Raw genomic sequence first — 17,473 nt, 5'->3', positions numbered from 1 at the left:
TGCTTGTTGGAAATTGCGGTCGTAGGTGCCTGATTGCACCTTTGTCACCGCAACACCTCGCAGCGAATCCCCTAGAGACCGAGCGACCCATCAACGACACAGGCTTGGGAGCGAGCCCAAGATCTGGCTGAAAACACGCAAATCAGAGCCGGCCAAGGCAACAACGAGCAAGTCCTGGCAGCGACGAGAGCGGTATCACGAAACAGGATTATGTTCAACGCCCTGGGCGGAACCCACCGCTCGCCTTCTTGTATCTACATCCGGCGGCGTTTCTCGACTGAACTGAAAGAGGAACTCATGGTACATGCGATCGAACGGTCCCGCAGTCTCGGCTCAACCTTGCCGGAGTTGCGTGCAAAATGCTGGCTTTTTATAATGCTTGGCATCGCGCTGTTGAGCCTGGGCTTTCTGGGATTCGCGAACTTGTTCGCCGCGACGGTGCTATCCGTCTTCTATATTGGCGTGTTGATGTCGGTCGCCGGCATCGCGCAGGTCGTGCACGCTTTCAATATTCAGGGATGGAGATCGTTTGCATTCTGGCTACTGAGCGGCTTCGCCTATGCAATCGCCGGCATCGCCGCATTCCACAACCCACTGCTTGCAGCCTCGGCCTACACGCTCGTGCTGGCAATCACACTCATTGCAGCAGGCATTCTGCGGTTCTGGGTAGGCCTCCAGTCCAGGCGCCATCTGGCCTGGGGCTGGGTTGCGTTTTCAGGGGTAGTCACGCTTCTTGCGGGCCTTGTCATCCTCTTCGGGCGGCCACTCAATACTCTGGCGACGCCAGGCGCGATTCTGGCAATCGACCTGACCATGCAAGGCGCGACGCTCTTGGCATTCGGTTTTGGACTGAAGAGCAGCGCGCTTTCGTGGATGTAAAAAATAGAAGCTGGCAAGCGTGATAGTTTGAGCGGTTCCATTTGCCGAAAGCCACCTGACACGATCGCGAGCAGCGTGCTCCGCACCGCTCCACCTCTGACCGCCACGATCAGCGTGCGATTCAGCTATTGCGTGTGTCAACAAGAAAGACCTCGTCAGCGCCCGATCGATACCGTGTGTCTTACGCGCCAGGCGGACACTCATGCGGTCCGTGTCCCAACCAATTGGCGCCGTCGCAAAGCCCCCGTAGCAAGGAATGAAACAAAATGAGCATAGCCGCCGATAAGATATCCCGTCGAACCTTGCTGGCTGCGACTGCGGCTGGCGGCTTGTTCACGACGGCGACACTGGCCCAGGCGCAGAAAGGCGACCCGATAGCCAACGGTCGCGGCGGCACCAACCCTGGTCCGATGAATCCTTCCCGAATAGCCCAGAATCCGGATCTAATGGTCCCACCGAGCACGGATTCGGGTGAACTGCCGAATCTGCGCTTCTCGTTCGACGATGCCCATATCCGACTGTCTGGCGGCGGCTGGACCCGGCAGGTGACCGCACGCGAACTCAGCGTCTCCAAGGACATTGCCGGCGTGATCATGCGACTGAATGCCGGCGGCGTGCGTGAGTTGCATTGGCACAAGGCCGCCGAGTGGGCCTATGTTCTGTACGGAAGAGCACGCATCACGGCGGTCGATGCCAATGGCCACAATTTCGTCGACGACGTCGGCGCGGGCGACCTGTGGTATTTCCCGCCGGGCATTCCGCACTCGATCCAGGGCCTCGATCCAGACGGGACTGAATTCTTGTTGGTGTTCGATGACGGCGACTTCGACGAGGACAACACCTTCCTCTTAAGCGACTTTCTGAAACACACGCCTCCCGAGGTGCTCGCCAAGAATTTCGGCGTTCCGGCATCGAGCCTTGCGAACGTCCCCGATCCTAGCGAGCTTTACATGTTTCCCGCGCCGGTTCCGGGGCCCCTCAGCGCAGACAAGATCGCGGGCGCGGCTGAGGTCCCGCACAGCTTCAGCCACCGCATGATGGCACAGGCTCCGATCAAGATGAAACATGGCACTGCGCGGATTACCGACAGCAACGTGTTCCCAGCTTCCAGAACAATCGCGGCGGCCCTGGTCGAGGTCGAGCCGGGAGCGATGCGCGAGTTGCATTGGCATCCGAATACGAATGAATGGCAGTACTACATTCAGGGTCAGGCCCGCATGGGAGTGTTCGCGGCGTCGGGCGCCGCCCGCACATTCGACTTCCAGGCCAACGACGTCGGCTACGTACCCTTTGCCATGGGCCACTACATCGAGAACACAGGCAACACGACACTGCGATATCTGGAGGTATTCAAGAGCGACCAATTCGCCGATGTGTCACTGAACCAGTGGCTTGCCCTCACACCGCCGGAGCTGGTTCGCGCCAGTTTGCGTGTCGACTCGCAGTTTCTGCACGCCTTGCGCAAGGAGAAGTCGCCCGTCGTGCCGGCTTAACATCGCGCAGCCGGGTGCGCGAGCCGGTGACGCTGCCCTCGCTTCTCTTGCAGTTCTTGTTGTCGTTCCGGACCCGCTGCTCGGACGCGAAGCATCGTCCAGGATGCTCACGACGGCGTGAGGGAGCTCAGTGATGCCCGCCAGGTCGGATGGACTGCCAGCCCGCGAACGGCTTTTCCCGGGTCGTCGATCGCCGAGCGCCAGGGTGGCGCGATGCGCCGTCCTCCTGGCGCCGATCGTTTTGACTGCATGCCAGCCAGCGGTTCTCGATCCACAAGGGACGGTCGGGATTGCAGAGAAAACGATCCTGATAGATTCGCTCGCCATCATGCTTGCCATCGTGGTGCCGACGATCGTCACCACCTTTATCTTCGCCTGGTGGTTTCGAGCCTCCAACACAAGAGCGACCTACCTGCCGAATTGGGAGTATTCGGGCCGTATCGAGCTCATCGTCTGGTCCATTCCCCTCCTTGTGATCATGCTCCTAGGCGGAGTGGCCTGGATCGGATCCCATGAACTCGATCCCGCGAAACCGTTGACATCAAACACGCCACCGCTGGAGGTCCAGGTGGTCGCATTGGATTGGAAGTGGCTCTTTATCTACCCAGGCCAGCGTATAGCGAGCGTGAACCATCTTGTCGTTCCGGCCGGCACTCCCATTCATTTCTCGCTGACGTCCGCGAGCGTGATGAATGCGTTCTTCGTACCGCGGCTCGGTAGCATGATCTACACGATGAACGGCATGACAACCCAGTTGAACCTGCGCGCGGACGCTCCGGGCACTTTCCACGGCCTTTCGAGCCACTATAGCGGCGATGGTTTCTCGGACATGCATTTCGAGGTGCAGGCCGTGTCTGCGCAGCGGTTCGCTGCCTGGATTGATGCCACGCGCGACGTGGGGCCAAGCCTCGATGCCAAGAGCTACGCTGCCTTGGCAAGGCAAAGCGTGAACACCACTCCTTTCACCTTCCGTGCGGCCGATCCTGACCTCTTCCAGCAGATCGTCACACAGCAACTGCCGCCTGGGCCTGGCCCGCAAACCGGCCGGCCCAATCCGAGCGTATCCCCACAGACGGAGGACTAGCATGTTGGGCAAACTCAGCTGGGCAGCTATTCCCCTCGACCAGCCGATCCCACTGTTCACGGCCGCCCTGGTGGGTGTGGTGATTGTCGGCGTCCTCGCATGGGTCACGCTGAAGGGCTGGCTTCCGTACCTTTGGCGCGAGTGGATCACCAGCGTGGACCACAAGCGGATCGGGATCATGTACATCCTGCTCGCGATGGTGATGCTGCTGCGCGGCTTCGCCGACGCGATCATGATGCGGTCGCAACAGGCGCTGGCGTTCCGCTCCGAAGGCTACTTGCCACCCGAGCACTACGACCAGATTTTCTCCGCCCACGGCACGCTGATGATCTTCTTTGTCGCTATGCCCTTCGTGATCGGGCTGATGAACTTCGTCATGCCGCTGCAGCTTGGGATCCGCGACGTGGCGTTTCCGACCCTCAACTCGGTCAGCTTTTGGCTCACCGCTACCGGCGCGTTGCTCGTCAATATTTCGCTGGTCGTGGGCGAGTTCGCGCGCACCGGGTGGCTGCCGTATCCTCCCCTGTCGGAGATAGCCTACTCGCCCGGGGTCGGCGTCGACTATTATCTTTGGTCGCTCCAGATATCCGGTGTGGGGACCTTGCTCACAGGCGTCAACTTCGTCACGACGGTCCTGAAGATCCGTGCACCCGGCATGAACTTGATGCGGATGCCGATGTTCTGCTGGACGACGCTCGCCTCCAACCTGCTGATCGTCGCGGCATTTCCCATCCTAACGGCGACTTTGGCGATGCTGCTGCTGGATCGCTACCTCGGTTTTCACTTCTTCACCAATGAAGCCGGCGGCAACGTGATGATGTTCATGAACCTGATCTGGGCGTGGGGACATCCTGAAGTCTACATCCTAATCCTGCCGGCCTTCGGCATATTTTCGGAAGTGATCTCGACCTTTTCCCGCAAGCCGTTGTTTGGCTATCGGTCGATGGTCATGGCGACGATGGCCATTTGCGCACTTTCCTTCACTGTGTGGTTGCACCACTTCTTCACTATGGGGGCCGGCGCCGACGTCAACGCGATTTTCGGTATCGCTTCGATGATTATCGCGGTGCCCACGGGCGTAAAGGTCTTCAACTGGCTCTTCACGATGTACGGTGGCCGGGTCGTCTATTCCCAATCGATATTGTGGTCGATCGCCTTCATGATCACATTCGTCATCGGCGGGATGACTGGCGTCCTGCTGGCGGTGCCCCCGGTGGACTTCGTCCTGCACAACAGCCTTTTCCTTGTGGCCCATTTCCACAACGTCATCATCGGAGGCGTGCTCTTCGGTGCCTTCGCCGGCTACACCTACTGGTTTCCGAAAGCCTTCGGTTTCCGGTTGCACGAAGGGCTTGGCAAAGCATCGTTCTGGTGCTGGCTCGTGGGCTTCTATGTGGCCTTCATGCCGCTTTATATCGTAGGCCTAAAGGGTATGACGCGTCGCATGCAGCACTACGATGTCCCCGATTGGCGTCCCTGGCTGCTGATCGCGGCCGGCGGCACGGCCATCATCCTGGCCGGAATAATCCTGCAGATCGCGCAACTTGCCATCAGCATTCGCTGGCGTAAAGAACTTCGTGACGAGACCGGCGACCCCTGGAATGGACGCTCGCTCGAGTGGGCGACACCCTCTCCGCCACCAGCCTTCAATTTCGCGGTGCTCCCGAGCGTCGAGGGCGACGAGGCTTACTGGGACATGAAGCAACGCGCGCGCCAGCAGGCCATGCTGGGCGAGGAACCTCCCTATGCGGACATCGAGATGCCGAGGAACAGTCCCACGGGCTTCATCTGCGCCTTCTTCGCCACCTTCATGGGATTCGCACTGATCTGGCATATCTGGTGGATCGTAGTCCTGGCTGCGGTGTGCGCGTTCGCAACCTTTGTCGTCTTCGCCTGGCGGGATGAAGTCGAATATGTAATTCCGGCTGACGTGGTCGCACGCATCGACCGGGCCAACCGAACCGCGCGCGGCGAGACACTCGCCCTGTCGGGGACGCCGTCATGAGCGCGTTCGACGCGGCCGTCGGCCGGGACGGCCCGAACCACGTCGAGCGTGCCCAGGGCTCGCCGGATATCCAACACAGCGCGAAGCATGCGGCCTATGCGCTGGCGTCGAAGCGTATCATCGCAGGCTACGGCTTCTGGATTTTCCTGCTGAGCGACATCGTCATGTTCTCCGCCTTCTTCGCGACCTACGCGGTGCTGGTTGACGCGACGGCCGGCGGACCGAGTGGGCAGGGGCTGTTCGACCTCGGCAATGTCGGCATCGAGACGGCCTGCCTTCTCCTGTCGAGCTTCACTTGCGGCCTCGCAGGCATCGGCGCCCGGACGCGCAACGGATTCTGGTTCTATGGCGCGATGGCCGCAACCTTCATGCTGGGAGCTGCATTCCTTAGCATCGAGATCCGCGAGTTCATGGGCATGATTGCGCTCGGGGCAGGCCCAACGCGGAGCGCGTTCCTGTCGGCCTTCTTTACGCTGGTTGGCTGCCATGGCCTGCATGTGGCCATCGGCTTGTTATGGCTGCTTACGATGATGGCGCAGGTGTTCGCAAAGGGCTACCGGGCCGACATTCTGCGGCGCCTGCTTTGCTTCAGCCTGTTCTGGCATGCCCTTGATATCATATGGGTCGGATTGTTCACAATGGTGTATCTGATGGGAGTCACGCAATGAGCCACGCCGAGCAGGACGAAGACTCGCACTACGTCGACACCGCGCCGGGTGACGAGAGCCTCGACGGATACGAGGCTGCCGAAGAAATCAGGACTTACCTGGTCGGGCTAGGGCTCGCAACGCTGCTTACCCTGGTGTCTTTCTTTATCAATCGCACCGCGCTGGTTTGGGAACCAAGCATTCCTGTCGCGCTGGCCGTCCTCGCGATCGCGCAGATGGGCGTCCACCTCGTCTTTTTCCTCCACATCACCACCGGCCCCGACAACGTCAACAACGTCTTGGCGCTTGCCTTTGGTGTGTTGATCGTTCTCCTAGTCATCGTCGGATCGCTCTGGATCATGGCACATATGAACCACAATATGATGCCCATCGATCAGATCATGCAGATGCAAAGTTGACCCATAGCGAGGCGGACGCGATTTATCGCGGCAGAGGTGCCGTGCGCGTAGAGTCAAAGCTCAGCCAATGCGTAGCACATTTTCCTTTGTTTCGTGGCGCAACCGGTGGAGCAGATTCGCTTACACAATCGCCGGGGTTGCCGCGTTTCACAATCCACAGCTTGCCTCGACTTTCACGCCTGTTCTGGCAATCACATTACATCAGTTGCGGCAGGCATTCTGCGGTTCTGGGTGGGCCTCCAGCCCAGGCGCCATCTGGCTTGGGATTGGGTTGCGTTTTCAGGGATAGGTACGGTCCCACCGAGCACGGATTCGGGTGAACTGCCGAATCTGCGCTTCTCGTTCGACGATGCCCATATCGGACTGTCTGGCGGCGGCTGGACCCGGCAGGTGACCGCACGCGAACTCGGCGTCCGGGCGTGGCTGTGCGGGGCGTCGCCCATGTGCCGCGTTTCTCGGCCTGACTTGCCGCAACTCCGGAACCTTGAGGATGGGGCCTTCCTCACTCCAATCCTGCATCGGCGATGCCGCAACGTGCGAGTGCTTCTTCAATACGGTCCGCCAAACTGTCGGGATCCGCGCCCTTGCTGCGTTTAAACCGCACGCTCGGGCAAGGTTCAGACAATATCGCCCATAGAAGGGCTGGCCCTCTAAGCTTTCTTCAGGAATTCCGTCCTGAGAACCAGATCTTTGACCTTTTCAGCCCGACATTCGACCTCATCCTCGTTACCCGTAAGATGGATGTTCTTGATCAGCGTTCCACGTTTCAGGGTCACGGAGGTGCCCTTGACTTTGAGATCCTTGATGACCGTGACGGAATCCCCCTCGCTCAGTGGGGTGCCATTGCTGTCTTTGACCCTCATGATCTTGTTTCCCGTCTTTGTGCATCGAGCTTGCTAAGAAGATCGGCGATTTCCTCGGCATCCTGCCGGTTCATTCCAACGATGGTTCTGCTGCCCATCTCGGCTGGCCGGCCGGTAAGAGCATCATTGACGATCCAGGTGCCAGCCGGCTCCTGACAGGATTTGTAGCGTTGAGTCATACAGACACGATAATCGCCGAGGCTCGCCATGCCAAGGGCAGATCATTCTTTTTCGTTTTGTATTGATGTTTCATGCATCAATGATACCATCGAGATTATCATTTCTCATACCCAGACACTGATACCTCGATGATCACAGCCTTCCAGCTTCGTGCCGCCCGCGCCCTTCTCGACATCGACCAGAAGACCCTGGCGGAAATGGCTGGTGTCTCCGTTCCAACGATCCAACGCATGGAAGCCAGCCAAGGCAACGTGCGAGGCGTTGTCGATAGTTTGATGAAAGTGATCAACGCGCTGAACCGCGCCGGCGTCGAACTACTCAGCGAACATGTGCGCAGCGACGACGGCGGCCGCGGCGTCAGGTTCCGGCATCCCGATGCGCCGTTGGGCAAGCCGAACTAGACCATACTGAGTACACCTTCTGCGCCACACATTCACCGTCCCTCAACTTCCCTTTCTTCCAGAAACACCCAATGAGCCTCTCCCGGCACGGCAGCATGCGGTCCCGCTTTTCCGCACGGAAAGGCAAGGTTCGTTCATGATTCTGTATTTGCGCCGGTTGACCGGAAAGGAACGAAGCGAACGAACTGATCGGCATCTCGCTCGTTTTCTGACGTTCATCGCAGGAGCCGCCAATGCTGGCGGCTTTCTGGCGGTTCAGCAGTACACATCGCACATGTCCGGTATCGTTTCGTCGATGGCGGACCACGTGGCACTCGGCAATGTCGGGCTGGTGCTTTCCGGATTGGGGGCCTTGTTGTCATTTGTCGCCGGCGCGGCCTGTTCGGCGGTCCTGGTCAACTGGGGAAGGCGGCAGGGCCTGCAGAGCGAATACGCGTTCCCGCTTGTCCTGGAAGCGATCCTGCTGATCTGTTTCGGTCTGCTCGGCAGCCATCTCGCACGTCACGAAGCGCTGTTCGTGCCGATGACGGTGATGCTGCTTTGCTTCATCATGGGGTTGCAGAACGCCATTATCACCAAGCTGTCGGAAGCCAGAATCCGGACAACGCATGTCACTGGCCTGGTGACCGACACGGGCATCGAACTCGGCAAGCTGCTTTATTGGAACATCTCGGGGAATGACTCGGACGAACTGTTCGTGAAAGCGGATCGAAGGAAGCTGAGGCTGCTTGCGTCGCTTGTCGCATTGTTCTTTATCGGCGGCGTCATGGGCGCCGTGGGTTTCAAACACGTCGGCTTTGCGGTGACGTTGTTTCTCGCTGCCATTCTCCTCGTGCTGGCGTCCATGCCAGTCCTGGAGGATGTCTCCGTTCGCATGAGGCGGCTCTGGCAGTAGCCCCATGGAGCTTTGCCACGTGCCGGATTTGGCCGTCGGCAATCCGGCACCATATCGGCGACAGCAAATTGTCTCTTGGCGTCACCCGACATGCCTTGTACAGATTCTCCCTCTTTGTGCCCCTCATCCTGTCGGGGGGAAGAGCCTGTTTCATATGCGAAGAGCGTTGCGTGCGTGGACACCCGCTCATCAACGGCGGGAGGTCGCGTTGCGCTGGTTGAGCCGTCGCTCGGTGGAGCAGAAGCCGGCAACTCCGGTTTCCTCGATGCGCAGCTTCTCCGGCCTGATGGCCGCTTACTGGCGATCGAAGAAATGGCCGGAGGCATGGGGGCTGACGTCGGTCATCATCATACTTACAGCCTTGTCGGCCTTGGCCAGTGTCTGGTTTGCAGAGGTGTCGGGCCAGCTCGTCAGCGCGATCGCTCTTCTTCACCGTCCTGAAAATCCCGCGACGCTGAGGACTATCCTGGAAAGCGCCGCGACACTTGCCGCGATTGTGGTGCTCAAGGATGTAGGCTTCATCGCCGTCCGCCACTATTTCTCGACGACGCTGCACCGAAGGTGGCGTGCGTGGCTTGATCAGCGGTTAAACGATGCCCTGCTCGACAGCAACCATACGCACTATCACCTCCAACATGGCGCCACCCATGCCATACCGCCCAATATCCCGGTTCCCGACAATATTGATCAGCGTGTCCAGGAATCGATCAAGGGAATGGCCGGCGGTGCCATTGGCGTCGCCATGGGTATCGCGGGGGTGCTGCTGTCACTTGTCTTTGTTGGCCGCAAGATCGTCGAAACGTCCGCTCCGGTTGATGGGCTGCCCTTCTTCGGCGGCTATGGCAGCGCCTTCCTGACGCTTGTTGCCGTCGTTGCCTACGTCCCGATTGCAACCTTCGTCGCGACGAAGCTGGGAGGTGTGTTGCAGGTGCTGGACAACACAATGCAGAGGGCCGAGGGCAGTTACCGCGGCGCGCTGAACACGCTTCTCCACAACAGCTTTTACACTGCCGCCGCCTCGGGCGAGATTGCGCAGAAGGGCATCCACAAACGCCGCTATCTCGACATTGATCGCACCTGGGCGAGGCTCAACAAGCTGGTCTCCGGGTACATGGCTTTTGAGCTCTTCTATAATTTCCTGGGTTCTCGGATTGTTGCATACGCGCCGGGCCTGTTGCCCTATGTCGACAACGAGATCAGCCTGCAAGTCTACATCACGGGGGCGGAACTGGCGAACGCCCTGATAATTGATTGTTCCTGGTTCATCCACGTTATGCCGGACATATCGACGCTCAAGGCGAATTCAGGTCGCCTGACCGAACTTGCAAGGGCGATCCAGGATGTGCAACGGCCGCGCGAGTTCTACGCGCGCACCGGCCTTTCCGAACTGCGCTACAGCACGCAGGATCCCAAACTTGGCCTGACCCTCGACGATCTGGAACTGATGCATGAGGGCGATGATGCGCCCTTTATCAGGACCGGCGAGCACCACTTCAAGCCAGGAGAATGGACCTTGCTCGTCGGAGAGTCGGGCAGCGGCAAGTCGTCTCTGTTCAAGGCCATCAACCGCCTCTGGCCGCATGGTCGCGGTACGACAATTCTGCCCGAGAGCGTGCGAAGTCTTTATGCAGCTCAGGATGTGAACCTACCCCCCATTTCCCTCAAAGAACTGATTTGCATGCCTGATCTAGTTGAGGCCCATTCGGATGTCGACGTCGCCGTCGCGCTGACCAAGGCAGGCCTTGCCGAATTCGCCGGCGACCTCGCGCAGGAGGGGCGCAACGGGCATAGCTGGGACCAGCTTCTTTCCGGCGGTCAGAAGCAGAAGATCATACTCGCGCGGATACTCCTGCTCCAGCCGGGTCTGCTGTTTCTGGATGAGTCGACGAGCGCCCTCGACCCCGACGCCACGGTTGCCTTCCACCAGGCGATCAAGGATGCTTGTCCGAGCGCGACGGTGATCAGCATCATGCATGATGCCACTCCTCCGATATCCGTCACCGGCAAGGGCTTCTACGACAGCGTGGTCACCATCGCAAACGGCACCACCAGAAAGGAGCCGCTCGCTGATACGAAAGGCGGTCCCGTGGGTCCGGCGCGGGTGATGCCAGTTCCCAAGGCAAAAGAGCGCGAAGATGTGCGGCCGCGGCCCAGCGGACAAGGATAGCTCTACTTTATCGGGTACGCTGCGCGCCGTTTTCGCGAGGCATCCACTGCAATGACGAGCAGGTGGACAGCGCAAGGGCCGTTACCACGGCGTCCATACCGTTGCGCGCTACTCGGTAGTCTTGCCGTCGAAATGCTCCGACGACAACTCGGCGACCGACTTCTTGCTTTGGACCAGCTGGTCGCGATGATTTGGTGGACCGTAGATGGTATAGACTTTCAGACTCTTCGCACCCACATTGATCAGATTGTGAGAAGCGCCTGCGGGCACAAGGATTGCGTCGCCGCTCTTTAACTTGTGCGTGATCCCGTCGATGACAATCTCGCCCTTGCCCTTCTCGACCCGAAAGAACTGGTCGCGGGTCTTGTGCGTTTCCATCCCAATGTCCTGCCCCGACTCAAGGTCCCCCTGCAGCGCGCGGCGCCAACGTTCATCTCGACCCGGGGCGGGACGTCATTGGCGGGAAACTGAGACGTATGGCGGCGCGGGCTCATATATCGAGGTTTAGTGCGAGGTTTGGCCGTGTGCTAATACAAGGACGGCGGGGGGGGCGCCCATGGAAGAGACCTCGTTGCCAAGATGGCGGCGACGCTGCTGAAGAGCCGTGCCATTGGCTTTTCGGTGGCTTATCGGTGCCCCGTCAGACCGATCCGAGCATCTTTGGCCGACATTCCACTCAAGCTGCACCAGAGGCCAGCGCATCGCGCATCGCCTCCGGTTCGGCCGGCCAGCAACATGTAACTCGAAGGCGCTCGCGCGGCGTGTCGGGTTTGGCGCCGGTGGACCGTAGTGTCTCGAGAAAGCGCACCCAATCGGCGCCAGAGGGGGCTTCTGGGCGTGCAAGGAGCCAGCGTATCCAATCCACCTCGGGTAATTCCTGGTGAGGACTTACATCGACCTCGGTTCGCTGGCATGTGCAGTTAAGGAGATCTGCTCCTCCTAACCGTGCCGCGTTCTTGGTTATGCGGTGCCAAACGCCCCAGGTTCCCCCCCCGGTGCTTGGCAGCAGGCCAAGTTGACGCACCGCGCTGAACCCGCTTATCCTGTCGGCGAAGCCCTTTGCGCCAGTCTTGTGGCCAAACGGGGGTGACAAGCGACGTCAGGATAGCACCGGATGCAGTGGAAATCTCTGATTTCAGAATTGATGCGCGAAGCCGCAGCCGTCCAAGTCCAGCTAACTTGTGGATCTACTGTCTCCCGACCTAATTTTTATGGCTCAGCTGGTGGATAAGGTCCCGTTCGGAGAGTTCTACGAGGCAAGTCCAGACGCCGTAGTCGTCATTGACCGGACCGGACACATTCTCTTTGCCAATAGCCGGGTTGAGGCCCTGCTGGGATACAGCCCGCCGGAACTCATCGGAAAGCCCCATAGTGTGCTTATGCCAGCGCGGTACCGCGACAGTCATGCGGCTCATGTGCACCGGTTTATGCTCGAACCCACACCGCGCATGATGGGCGGGGGACTTGAGCTTTTCGCACGTCGTAAGGACGGTAGCGAGTTCAAGAGCGAGATAAGCCTTAGCCCATATCAGGCCCCAGACGGCTTGTTCGTGATCGCGGCCTTGCGGGATCGCGAGGCTTTGCATCCCGGCAAGAGCATTGTCGAATCTGAAAACGCCGCTCTGCGGGATATGCTGGGACAAGCCCGGCTCGATTCCGCTCGCCTGATGGCGCAGGCTGGGATCGAAGCCGCCGAGCACGAGGCCGCCCAGCGATTGCAACGTCTTCTGCTGGATGAGTTGCATCATCGCATGAAGAACATGCTCGCGATGGTCGTCGGAATTGCGTCGCAGACCTTGCGCACAGCCGAGACCCTGGAAGAAGGGCGACAAGCTATTTCGAGCCGTTTGGTCGCCATGGGCAGAGCGCAAGACATTTTGCTCCAAGCCAGTGAGACCGGCGCGGAACTGGCTGATGTTGTCAGCGCTGCCATCGAGCCTTTCGATCGCCACGAGATTCAACGGTTTGTTGTTCAGAATACGCCGATCGAGATCGGTCCGGGGGCGATTCTGCCCCTCACCATGTCCCTCAACGAGTTGTGCACCAACGCGGTCAAATATGGCGCACTGTCCAGCGAGACCGGACGCGTCAACATCGCCTCGACGGTCAATGAAGAGACCCAGCTATTCACGCTGACCTGGACGGAATCGGGTGGCCCAACGGTCCAGGAGCCGACCCGGCGCAGTTTTGGAACGCGTCTGCTCGGCGCTCTTGCCACTCAGCTTCACGGCGATGTCCGGGTGCGATACGAGCCGGGGGGCGTCGTTTACCGACTCGAGATTCCTCTGGCCCTTTTACGAACGTTTCGCGCCAGCTGAGACAATAGCGGCGAAGTTCATATCCCAATGCAGCGGCGCTCGAACTTGCCGTGGCCAGCGCCATTGGATCAACGGCTTCAGAAAGGGAACAAACCGGGGGAGCAGGCGGTTACAGTCTTGCAGTGCTCGCCGCACCGTCAATTAACAGCGAGGACGCTGGGGTTTCTACCCACCCGACTTTCGTAGCGGCCTTGCCCGGAGCCAACCAAGAATGTCGGAAACACCTTCACCTTCTGAGCAACAGGACGACGCCGAAGCCGACGTTGAAGGCTTCAAGGAAGACCTTGGGCCTTTCGTCGTCGCTGCCGAAACCACCAGAATGCCGATGGTTTTCACTGATGCCAAGCAGGCCAACAATGCAATCATCTTTGCCAACGACAGCTTCATTTCCCTCATCGGATACCAGCGCGACGAGATCTTAGGGCAAGACTTCAACTTCGTTCTGGCAAGCGCGACCGACACTGCACCGCTGGCGACGATAAAGGCCGAGTTTGAGGAAGGTTCGTGCAGGGGAGCGGAGATTTGTTGCCGCCGAAAGGATGGCAGTACGTTCTGGGCCGACGTCTTCATCAGTCCGGTGCAGGACGAGAGCGGCGACACCGTCCAGCATTTCGCCTCGTTTGTGGATCTCACACGACATAAGGAAGAGCAGGCGAGGTCGGAGACTCTGATTGATGAGTTGAACGACCGAGTCAGGAACATGCTCGCGGCGGTGCAATCGATCGTCTCTCAAGCCTTCCGAAAAAACGTCGATCCAATGGCCACCCGCGAATTCATCGCGTTACGCATTGCCGCGCTGTCTCGGTCACATGACCTTTTGGCCCATGGGAATTGGGGGAGGGCCGGGCTGCGCGACATTGTTGACAATGCATTGCAGCCGTTCAATGTCGGCGGCGACCGATCAAGGCGATATGAGGTCACTGGTGATGATATCCGCCTTCCCCCCAGGCGCGCATTGGCCCTGGGCATCGCACTTCACGAGCTCGTGCTAAACGCGGTGACCCATGGTGCGCTCTCCAACGATAGCGGATCGATCATGGTGTCGTGGACAAAAGAGCCGAAACCATCTGGCGATCGGTTGATTCTGGTTTGGCGTGAGAAGGACGGACCATCGGTGACGCCGGCCTCGAAAAAGGGCTTCGGCTCCCGGGTGGTCGAAGACGGCCTTACCCATGAACTGGAAGCCACGGTGCACCTGCACTACCCCAAGGACGGCGTGATCTGCACAATCGACATGGCAGCACCCCGCGATGATCGTGGTGAGTAAGATCCTCACCGGTCAGCGGATTTTGGTCGTCGAGGATGAAATGCTCGTCCTTATGGGAATAGAGGACATGCTTGCCGATCTCGGTTGCGACGTCGTCATCGCGGCCGCAACAAATGAGCAAGCCATTGCCCTCATCGAGGCCCAGCACTTTGATGCCGCGCTGCTCGACCTGAACCTGAATGGCGTCAGAAGCTACCCTGTGGCGGACGTCCTAGCCGAGCGCGGCGTGCCGTTTGCGTTCGCGACGGGCTACGGTGTCGGCGGTCTCAGGGAGGGCGACCGGGAGCGACCATTGCTTGTGAAGCCCATTGCCTATGTCGCGCTGGAAGAGCTGCTTACTGGTCTGCTTTCGGCACCAAAATAACTCACATTCCGAAAAACCACCAGTGCAGCGCGTAACTGACGCGTGAATGGCACCGCTGACGTTTGAAGACATATCGCTGGCTTCGACTATGGTGTTCGTGCAGAAGCTCAGAGACAATTCTCGATCCACCAAGCGGAAGCTTTGGGCAGGTTGCGGTTTTTTCGAGGGGATCGCCAGCTTGAGGCGGCCCCAAGTGCCTAAGTCGCGGATGCCGGATTGGTATGTAGCTTGTGTGAGACGCACAGGCATTGACCGTGTCGGCTGCCGACGCCCTGCTTGCTCCGCAATCCCGTGCCCTGGCATAGGCGCGCTGCGTCTGCAGTTCGCTTGATCGAAATCAAAGACAACTGGCGCATTGCTCATAACTTTATCAAGCAGAAGAGAAAGTTGGAGGAATGGATGATGGACAAAGACAGGGTAATCGGGTCTGCGAAGGTCGTAAAAGGGAAGATAAAGGAGGCCGTTGGCAAGGCGGTCGGTGACGCCAAGTTGGAGTCCGAGGGCAAGGCCGACAAATTCGAAGGCAAGGTCCAGAATGCCGTCGGCGGCATCAAAGACGTCATCAAGGAGAAATAAGCACTATTTCTGGCAATTCTTTAGATCGCAAATCGACAGAGGCCGCTCTTAATGAACCGTAACATACTCTATCTGGTAATCGGCGCGCTCCCGGCCGCTGTGACTGTAGTAGGTTATCAGCTCTACAGAGAGCAGCAAACCAGGATTACTGTGAGTATCGGTAAAGACGGTGCCTCCGTAGAAGGCAAGTAGCCAGTTGGTGCACGCATGGCCATTCGAACATTGAAAGGCCAGTTAATCGAGTTTGTGGGAATAAGGTGATCGTCGGCAAGGTCCGACCAAAGGCATCAAAGGAGAAGATTCTGTGTCGCTTGGAGCCATACTTATCATCTTGCTTATCATTTTCCTGCTCGGCGGATTTAGTGGCCGCTTCGGTGGATACGGCTACGGGTTCGGCCACGGCGGCATCGGTATTCTTGGCGTGATTCTGATCGTCGTCATCGTCTTGGTTCTCATGGGACGAGTTTGAGTCCGTGGCGAAAATTCCGCCCGCTTCTCAACGAATTTAATACAGGCACAGGCATACCCACTTAATCGCTCACACACACAAGGGGTAACCATCCCCTCTAGGAGAAGATCATGAACAAGATCATGTCGGGCATACTGGCCGGCGCATTGTCGGCTTCGTTCGCGGCTTCCGCCGCCTTGCCGGCCAATGCCGTGGAGATGTTCGTACCCCAGGCGCCGTCAGCTTCAAGCGACGTTCATACTGTGGAAGCCCGCAACGGCGACCCGCGGTGGATACGTCGCCACGGCAACCGAGTGCATCGCCGTGTTATACACAACGACGGCATGTACTGGAACGGCCACCGCGGCTACCGCGAGTACCATCGGGGCTATCGCCGGCACGGCGACCTTTGGTTCCCGCTTGCTGCCTTTACCGCCGGCGCACTGATCGGCAGCGCAATCGTCAACAGCGAGAACAACCGTGTCTACGGAGGCAACGCCCATGTGCAGTGGTGCTACGACCACTACAGGTCGTATCGCGCGTCGGATAATACCTTCCAGCCTTACAACGGCCCGCGTCGGCAGTGTCATTCGCCCTATTGAAGTTCCGCCGCGTGCCATTCGTTGGGCTGGTCCTGAAGCACACGAGAGGACCAGCCTCTAACTGGCGTCCCGCCCTACGCTTTGCGCTGCTCGGCGTGGCACATGCCAGGGTCTGAACGCCAGGAGGCTCAGGTCATGCGCGATCTCGTCAGCGCCGACCGACGGCGGTACCAGCATCGTCGGCTGGACGAGATCACGCACCTTGCCTGCCATGACGAGCGCGTTGCGGTCCGAGGCGCCGCGGGTATCGAGCAGTCTGACATTCGCCCAGATATTGCTGAGTTTCGCGGCAACCCGATCCGGCATGGTGTCAAGGTCGTGGCGAGCATGGACATTCCCGATCAGCATGCCGGATGAGTTTTTGAGACGTGTCTGCGCCAGACCGAAGAATGTCTCGGCGCACAGGTGATCCGGAATGCGCCGCCCGGAATATGCGTCCAGAACGATGGCGTCGTAGCGATGACGGTCGGCGCGCAAAAAATCCCGCCCGTCGGAAGTGCAGCAGTGAACGCCCCGAGGCAACCCAAAATATTGCTGTGCGATCTGGAAAGCCTTTGGGTTGATGTCGACGATAGTGACATGCACGCCAACCCTGTCCAGCATCGTGCCCAGGCTGCCGCCGCCACAACCGATCATCAGGACGTCGGACACTTCCGCTTGCGCGAGAAGACCAAAGATTGCGTGTATATAGGGCACGACGCTGATGCCATTGGGGTCGCACTCGCTTTGATAGCAACCGCCTTGGCGATAGATGAACGAACCGGAATCCTTGGTCCGCAGAACCTCGATGTTGCCGAAATCGGTATGATATTTCGCAACCCGGATCATGACCTGGTCACCACTGTCAAATTCCTAAATCCGCCGC

At 59.1% G+C, this 17,473-nt stretch carries 18 protein-coding genes and 1 pseudogene; 15 read left to right on the top strand and 4 right to left on the bottom strand.

Features of this window, described 5'->3' with window-relative positions:
* The first annotated feature begins 210 nt into the window (after window positions 1–210).
* From ASD12_RS26135 to cyoD, 6 genes are all read left to right on the top strand, one after another.
* A complete protein-coding gene (locus tag ASD12_RS26135; protein WP_244482975.1) occupies window positions 211–879 on the top strand; it encodes an HdeD family acid-resistance protein in 669 nt (222 codons plus the stop codon).
* A gap of 266 nt (window positions 880–1,145) precedes the next feature.
* The gene (locus tag ASD12_RS26130; RefSeq protein WP_056593293.1) at window positions 1,146–2,372 is read left to right on the top strand and encodes an oxalate decarboxylase family bicupin; all 1,227 of its coding nucleotides are present in this window, start codon (window positions 1,146–1,148) and stop codon (window positions 2,370–2,372) included.
* A 133-nt stretch (window positions 2,373–2,505) separates the two neighbouring features.
* Entirely contained in the window at window positions 2,506–3,456 is a 951-nt protein-coding gene (cyoA, locus tag ASD12_RS26125; RefSeq protein ID WP_082525688.1) for a ubiquinol oxidase subunit II, read from the top strand.
* A 1-nt stretch (window position 3,457) separates the two neighbouring features.
* Window positions 3,458–5,461: a cytochrome o ubiquinol oxidase subunit I gene (gene cyoB, locus ASD12_RS26120; RefSeq protein WP_056593290.1), complete on the top strand. Its 2,004-nt coding sequence runs from the start codon at window positions 3,458–3,460 to the stop codon at window positions 5,459–5,461.
* Window positions 5,458–6,129, top strand: a complete 672-nt coding sequence (locus ASD12_RS26115) for a cytochrome (ubi)quinol oxidase subunit III (protein ID WP_082525687.1) — start codon at window positions 5,458–5,460, stop codon at window positions 6,127–6,129. Before cyoB ends, ASD12_RS26115 begins: the two co-directional genes overlap by 4 nt.
* Window positions 6,126–6,527, top strand: coding sequence for a cytochrome o ubiquinol oxidase subunit IV (gene cyoD, locus ASD12_RS26110; RefSeq protein ID WP_056593286.1), 402 nt, complete (start codon window positions 6,126–6,128; stop codon window positions 6,525–6,527). Before ASD12_RS26115 ends, cyoD begins: the two co-directional genes overlap by 4 nt.
* 650 nt (window positions 6,528–7,177) lie before the next feature.
* On the opposite strand, the gene ASD12_RS26105 is transcribed toward cyoD, so the two are convergent.
* On the bottom strand, window positions 7,178–7,390 hold the full coding sequence (locus tag ASD12_RS26105) for an alkylphosphonate utilization protein (RefSeq protein ID WP_056593284.1): 213 nt from the start codon (window positions 7,388–7,390) through the stop codon (window positions 7,178–7,180).
* A complete protein-coding gene (locus ASD12_RS26100) occupies window positions 7,387–7,599 on the bottom strand; it encodes a hypothetical protein (RefSeq protein WP_056593281.1) in 213 nt (70 codons plus the stop codon). Before ASD12_RS26100 ends, ASD12_RS26105 begins: the two co-directional genes overlap by 4 nt.
* Before the next feature lie 99 nt (window positions 7,600–7,698).
* Here ASD12_RS26100 and ASD12_RS26095 point away from each other — a divergent pair, with 99 nt between their 5' ends.
* The 3 genes and pseudogenes from ASD12_RS26095 to ASD12_RS26085 all read left to right on the top strand — a co-directional run bounded on the left by ASD12_RS26095 (window position 7,699) and on the right by ASD12_RS26085 (window position 11,033).
* Window positions 7,699–7,971, top strand: a complete 273-nt coding sequence (locus ASD12_RS26095) for a helix-turn-helix transcriptional regulator (RefSeq protein ID WP_056593278.1) — start codon at window positions 7,699–7,701, stop codon at window positions 7,969–7,971.
* 136 nt (window positions 7,972–8,107) lie between these two features.
* Window positions 8,108–8,848: pseudogene (locus ASD12_RS26090) on the top strand (YoaK family protein); the annotation flags it as partial.
* 226 nt (window positions 8,849–9,074) lie between these two features.
* Window positions 9,075–11,033, top strand: coding sequence for an ATP-binding cassette domain-containing protein (locus tag ASD12_RS26085; protein WP_280139599.1), 1,959 nt, complete (start codon window positions 9,075–9,077; stop codon window positions 11,031–11,033).
* 108 nt (window positions 11,034–11,141) lie between these two features.
* Here ASD12_RS26085 and ASD12_RS26080 read toward each other — a convergent pair whose 3' ends face one another.
* Window positions 11,142–11,447, bottom strand: a complete 306-nt coding sequence (locus ASD12_RS26080) for a cupin domain-containing protein (protein WP_280139600.1) — start codon at window positions 11,445–11,447, stop codon at window positions 11,142–11,144.
* 797 nt (window positions 11,448–12,244) lie between these two features.
* Between ASD12_RS26080 and ASD12_RS26075 the strand changes: the two genes are divergently transcribed.
* The 6 genes from ASD12_RS26075 (at window position 12,245) to ASD12_RS26055 (ending at window position 16,608) form a co-directional block, all read left to right on the top strand.
* Window positions 12,245–13,351 carry an HWE histidine kinase domain-containing protein gene (locus ASD12_RS26075; protein ID WP_156398656.1) on the top strand — a complete coding sequence of 369 codons (1,107 nt, stop codon included), beginning with the start codon at window positions 12,245–12,247 and terminating at the stop codon, window positions 13,349–13,351.
* Between the two features lie 211 nt (window positions 13,352–13,562).
* Entirely contained in the window at window positions 13,563–14,618 is a 1,056-nt protein-coding gene (locus ASD12_RS26070; protein WP_056593256.1) for an HWE histidine kinase domain-containing protein, read from the top strand.
* Window positions 14,602–14,982: a response regulator gene (locus ASD12_RS26065; RefSeq protein WP_056593253.1), complete on the top strand. Its 381-nt coding sequence runs from the start codon at window positions 14,602–14,604 to the stop codon at window positions 14,980–14,982. Before ASD12_RS26070 ends, ASD12_RS26065 begins: the two co-directional genes overlap by 17 nt.
* Before the next feature lie 402 nt (window positions 14,983–15,384).
* A complete protein-coding gene (locus tag ASD12_RS26060; RefSeq protein ID WP_056593465.1) occupies window positions 15,385–15,558 on the top strand; it encodes a CsbD family protein in 174 nt (57 codons plus the stop codon).
* Window positions 15,559–15,862: 304 nt separating this feature from the next.
* Window positions 15,863–16,027: a DUF3309 family protein gene (locus tag ASD12_RS33645; RefSeq protein ID WP_082525686.1), complete on the top strand. Its 165-nt coding sequence runs from the start codon at window positions 15,863–15,865 to the stop codon at window positions 16,025–16,027.
* Window positions 16,028–16,137: 110 nt separating this feature from the next.
* Window positions 16,138–16,608, top strand: a complete 471-nt coding sequence (locus tag ASD12_RS26055) for a BA14K family protein (RefSeq protein WP_056593247.1) — start codon at window positions 16,138–16,140, stop codon at window positions 16,606–16,608.
* A 57-nt stretch (window positions 16,609–16,665) separates the two neighbouring features.
* On the opposite strand, the gene ASD12_RS26050 is transcribed toward ASD12_RS26055, so the two are convergent.
* Entirely contained in the window at window positions 16,666–17,436 is a 771-nt protein-coding gene (locus ASD12_RS26050) for a fused MFS/spermidine synthase (protein ID WP_056593239.1), read from the bottom strand.
* Window positions 17,437–17,473 lie beyond the last annotated feature (37 nt).

It is taken from the genome of Mesorhizobium sp. Root102 (assembly GCF_001425625.1).
Taxonomy (GTDB): Bacteria; Pseudomonadota; Alphaproteobacteria; order Rhizobiales; family Rhizobiaceae; genus Mesorhizobium.
The sequence above is the reverse complement of the archived record's forward strand: the minus strand, read 5'-3'. Positions and strand labels throughout refer to the sequence as shown.

Excerpts from the sequence above, each read along its gene's own strand:
- cyoB (WP_056593290.1), top strand. The coding sequence starts at position 3,458 with ATGTTGGGCAAACTCAGCTGGGCAGCTATTCCCCTCGACCAGCCGATC.
- cyoA (WP_082525688.1), top strand. The coding sequence starts at position 2,506 with ATGCCCGCCAGGTCGGATGGACTGCCAGCCCGCGAACGGCTTTTCCCG.
- ASD12_RS26100 (WP_056593281.1), bottom strand. The coding sequence starts at position 7,599 with ATGGCGAGCCTCGGCGATTATCGTGTCTGTATGACTCAACGCTACAAA.
- ASD12_RS26135 (WP_244482975.1), top strand. The coding sequence starts at position 211 with ATGTTCAACGCCCTGGGCGGAACCCACCGCTCGCCTTCTTGTATCTAC.
- ASD12_RS26055 (WP_056593247.1), top strand. The coding sequence starts at position 16,138 with ATGAACAAGATCATGTCGGGCATACTGGCCGGCGCATTGTCGGCTTCG.
- ASD12_RS26070 (WP_056593256.1), top strand. The coding sequence starts at position 13,563 with ATGTCGGAAACACCTTCACCTTCTGAGCAACAGGACGACGCCGAAGCC.
- ASD12_RS26130 (WP_056593293.1), top strand. The coding sequence starts at position 1,146 with ATGAGCATAGCCGCCGATAAGATATCCCGTCGAACCTTGCTGGCTGCG.
- ASD12_RS26095 (WP_056593278.1), top strand. The coding sequence starts at position 7,699 with ATGATCACAGCCTTCCAGCTTCGTGCCGCCCGCGCCCTTCTCGACATC.
- cyoD (WP_056593286.1), top strand. The coding sequence starts at position 6,126 with ATGAGCCACGCCGAGCAGGACGAAGACTCGCACTACGTCGACACCGCG.
- ASD12_RS26050 (WP_056593239.1), bottom strand. The coding sequence starts at position 17,436 with ATGATCCGGGTTGCGAAATATCATACCGATTTCGGCAACATCGAGGTT.
- ASD12_RS26115 (WP_082525687.1), top strand. The coding sequence starts at position 5,458 with ATGAGCGCGTTCGACGCGGCCGTCGGCCGGGACGGCCCGAACCACGTC.
- ASD12_RS26105 (WP_056593284.1), bottom strand. The coding sequence starts at position 7,390 with ATGAGGGTCAAAGACAGCAATGGCACCCCACTGAGCGAGGGGGATTCC.
- ASD12_RS26060 (WP_056593465.1), top strand. The coding sequence starts at position 15,385 with ATGGACAAAGACAGGGTAATCGGGTCTGCGAAGGTCGTAAAAGGGAAG.
- ASD12_RS26065 (WP_056593253.1), top strand. The coding sequence starts at position 14,602 with ATGATCGTGGTGAGTAAGATCCTCACCGGTCAGCGGATTTTGGTCGTC.
- ASD12_RS26075 (WP_156398656.1), top strand. The coding sequence starts at position 12,245 with ATGGCTCAGCTGGTGGATAAGGTCCCGTTCGGAGAGTTCTACGAGGCA.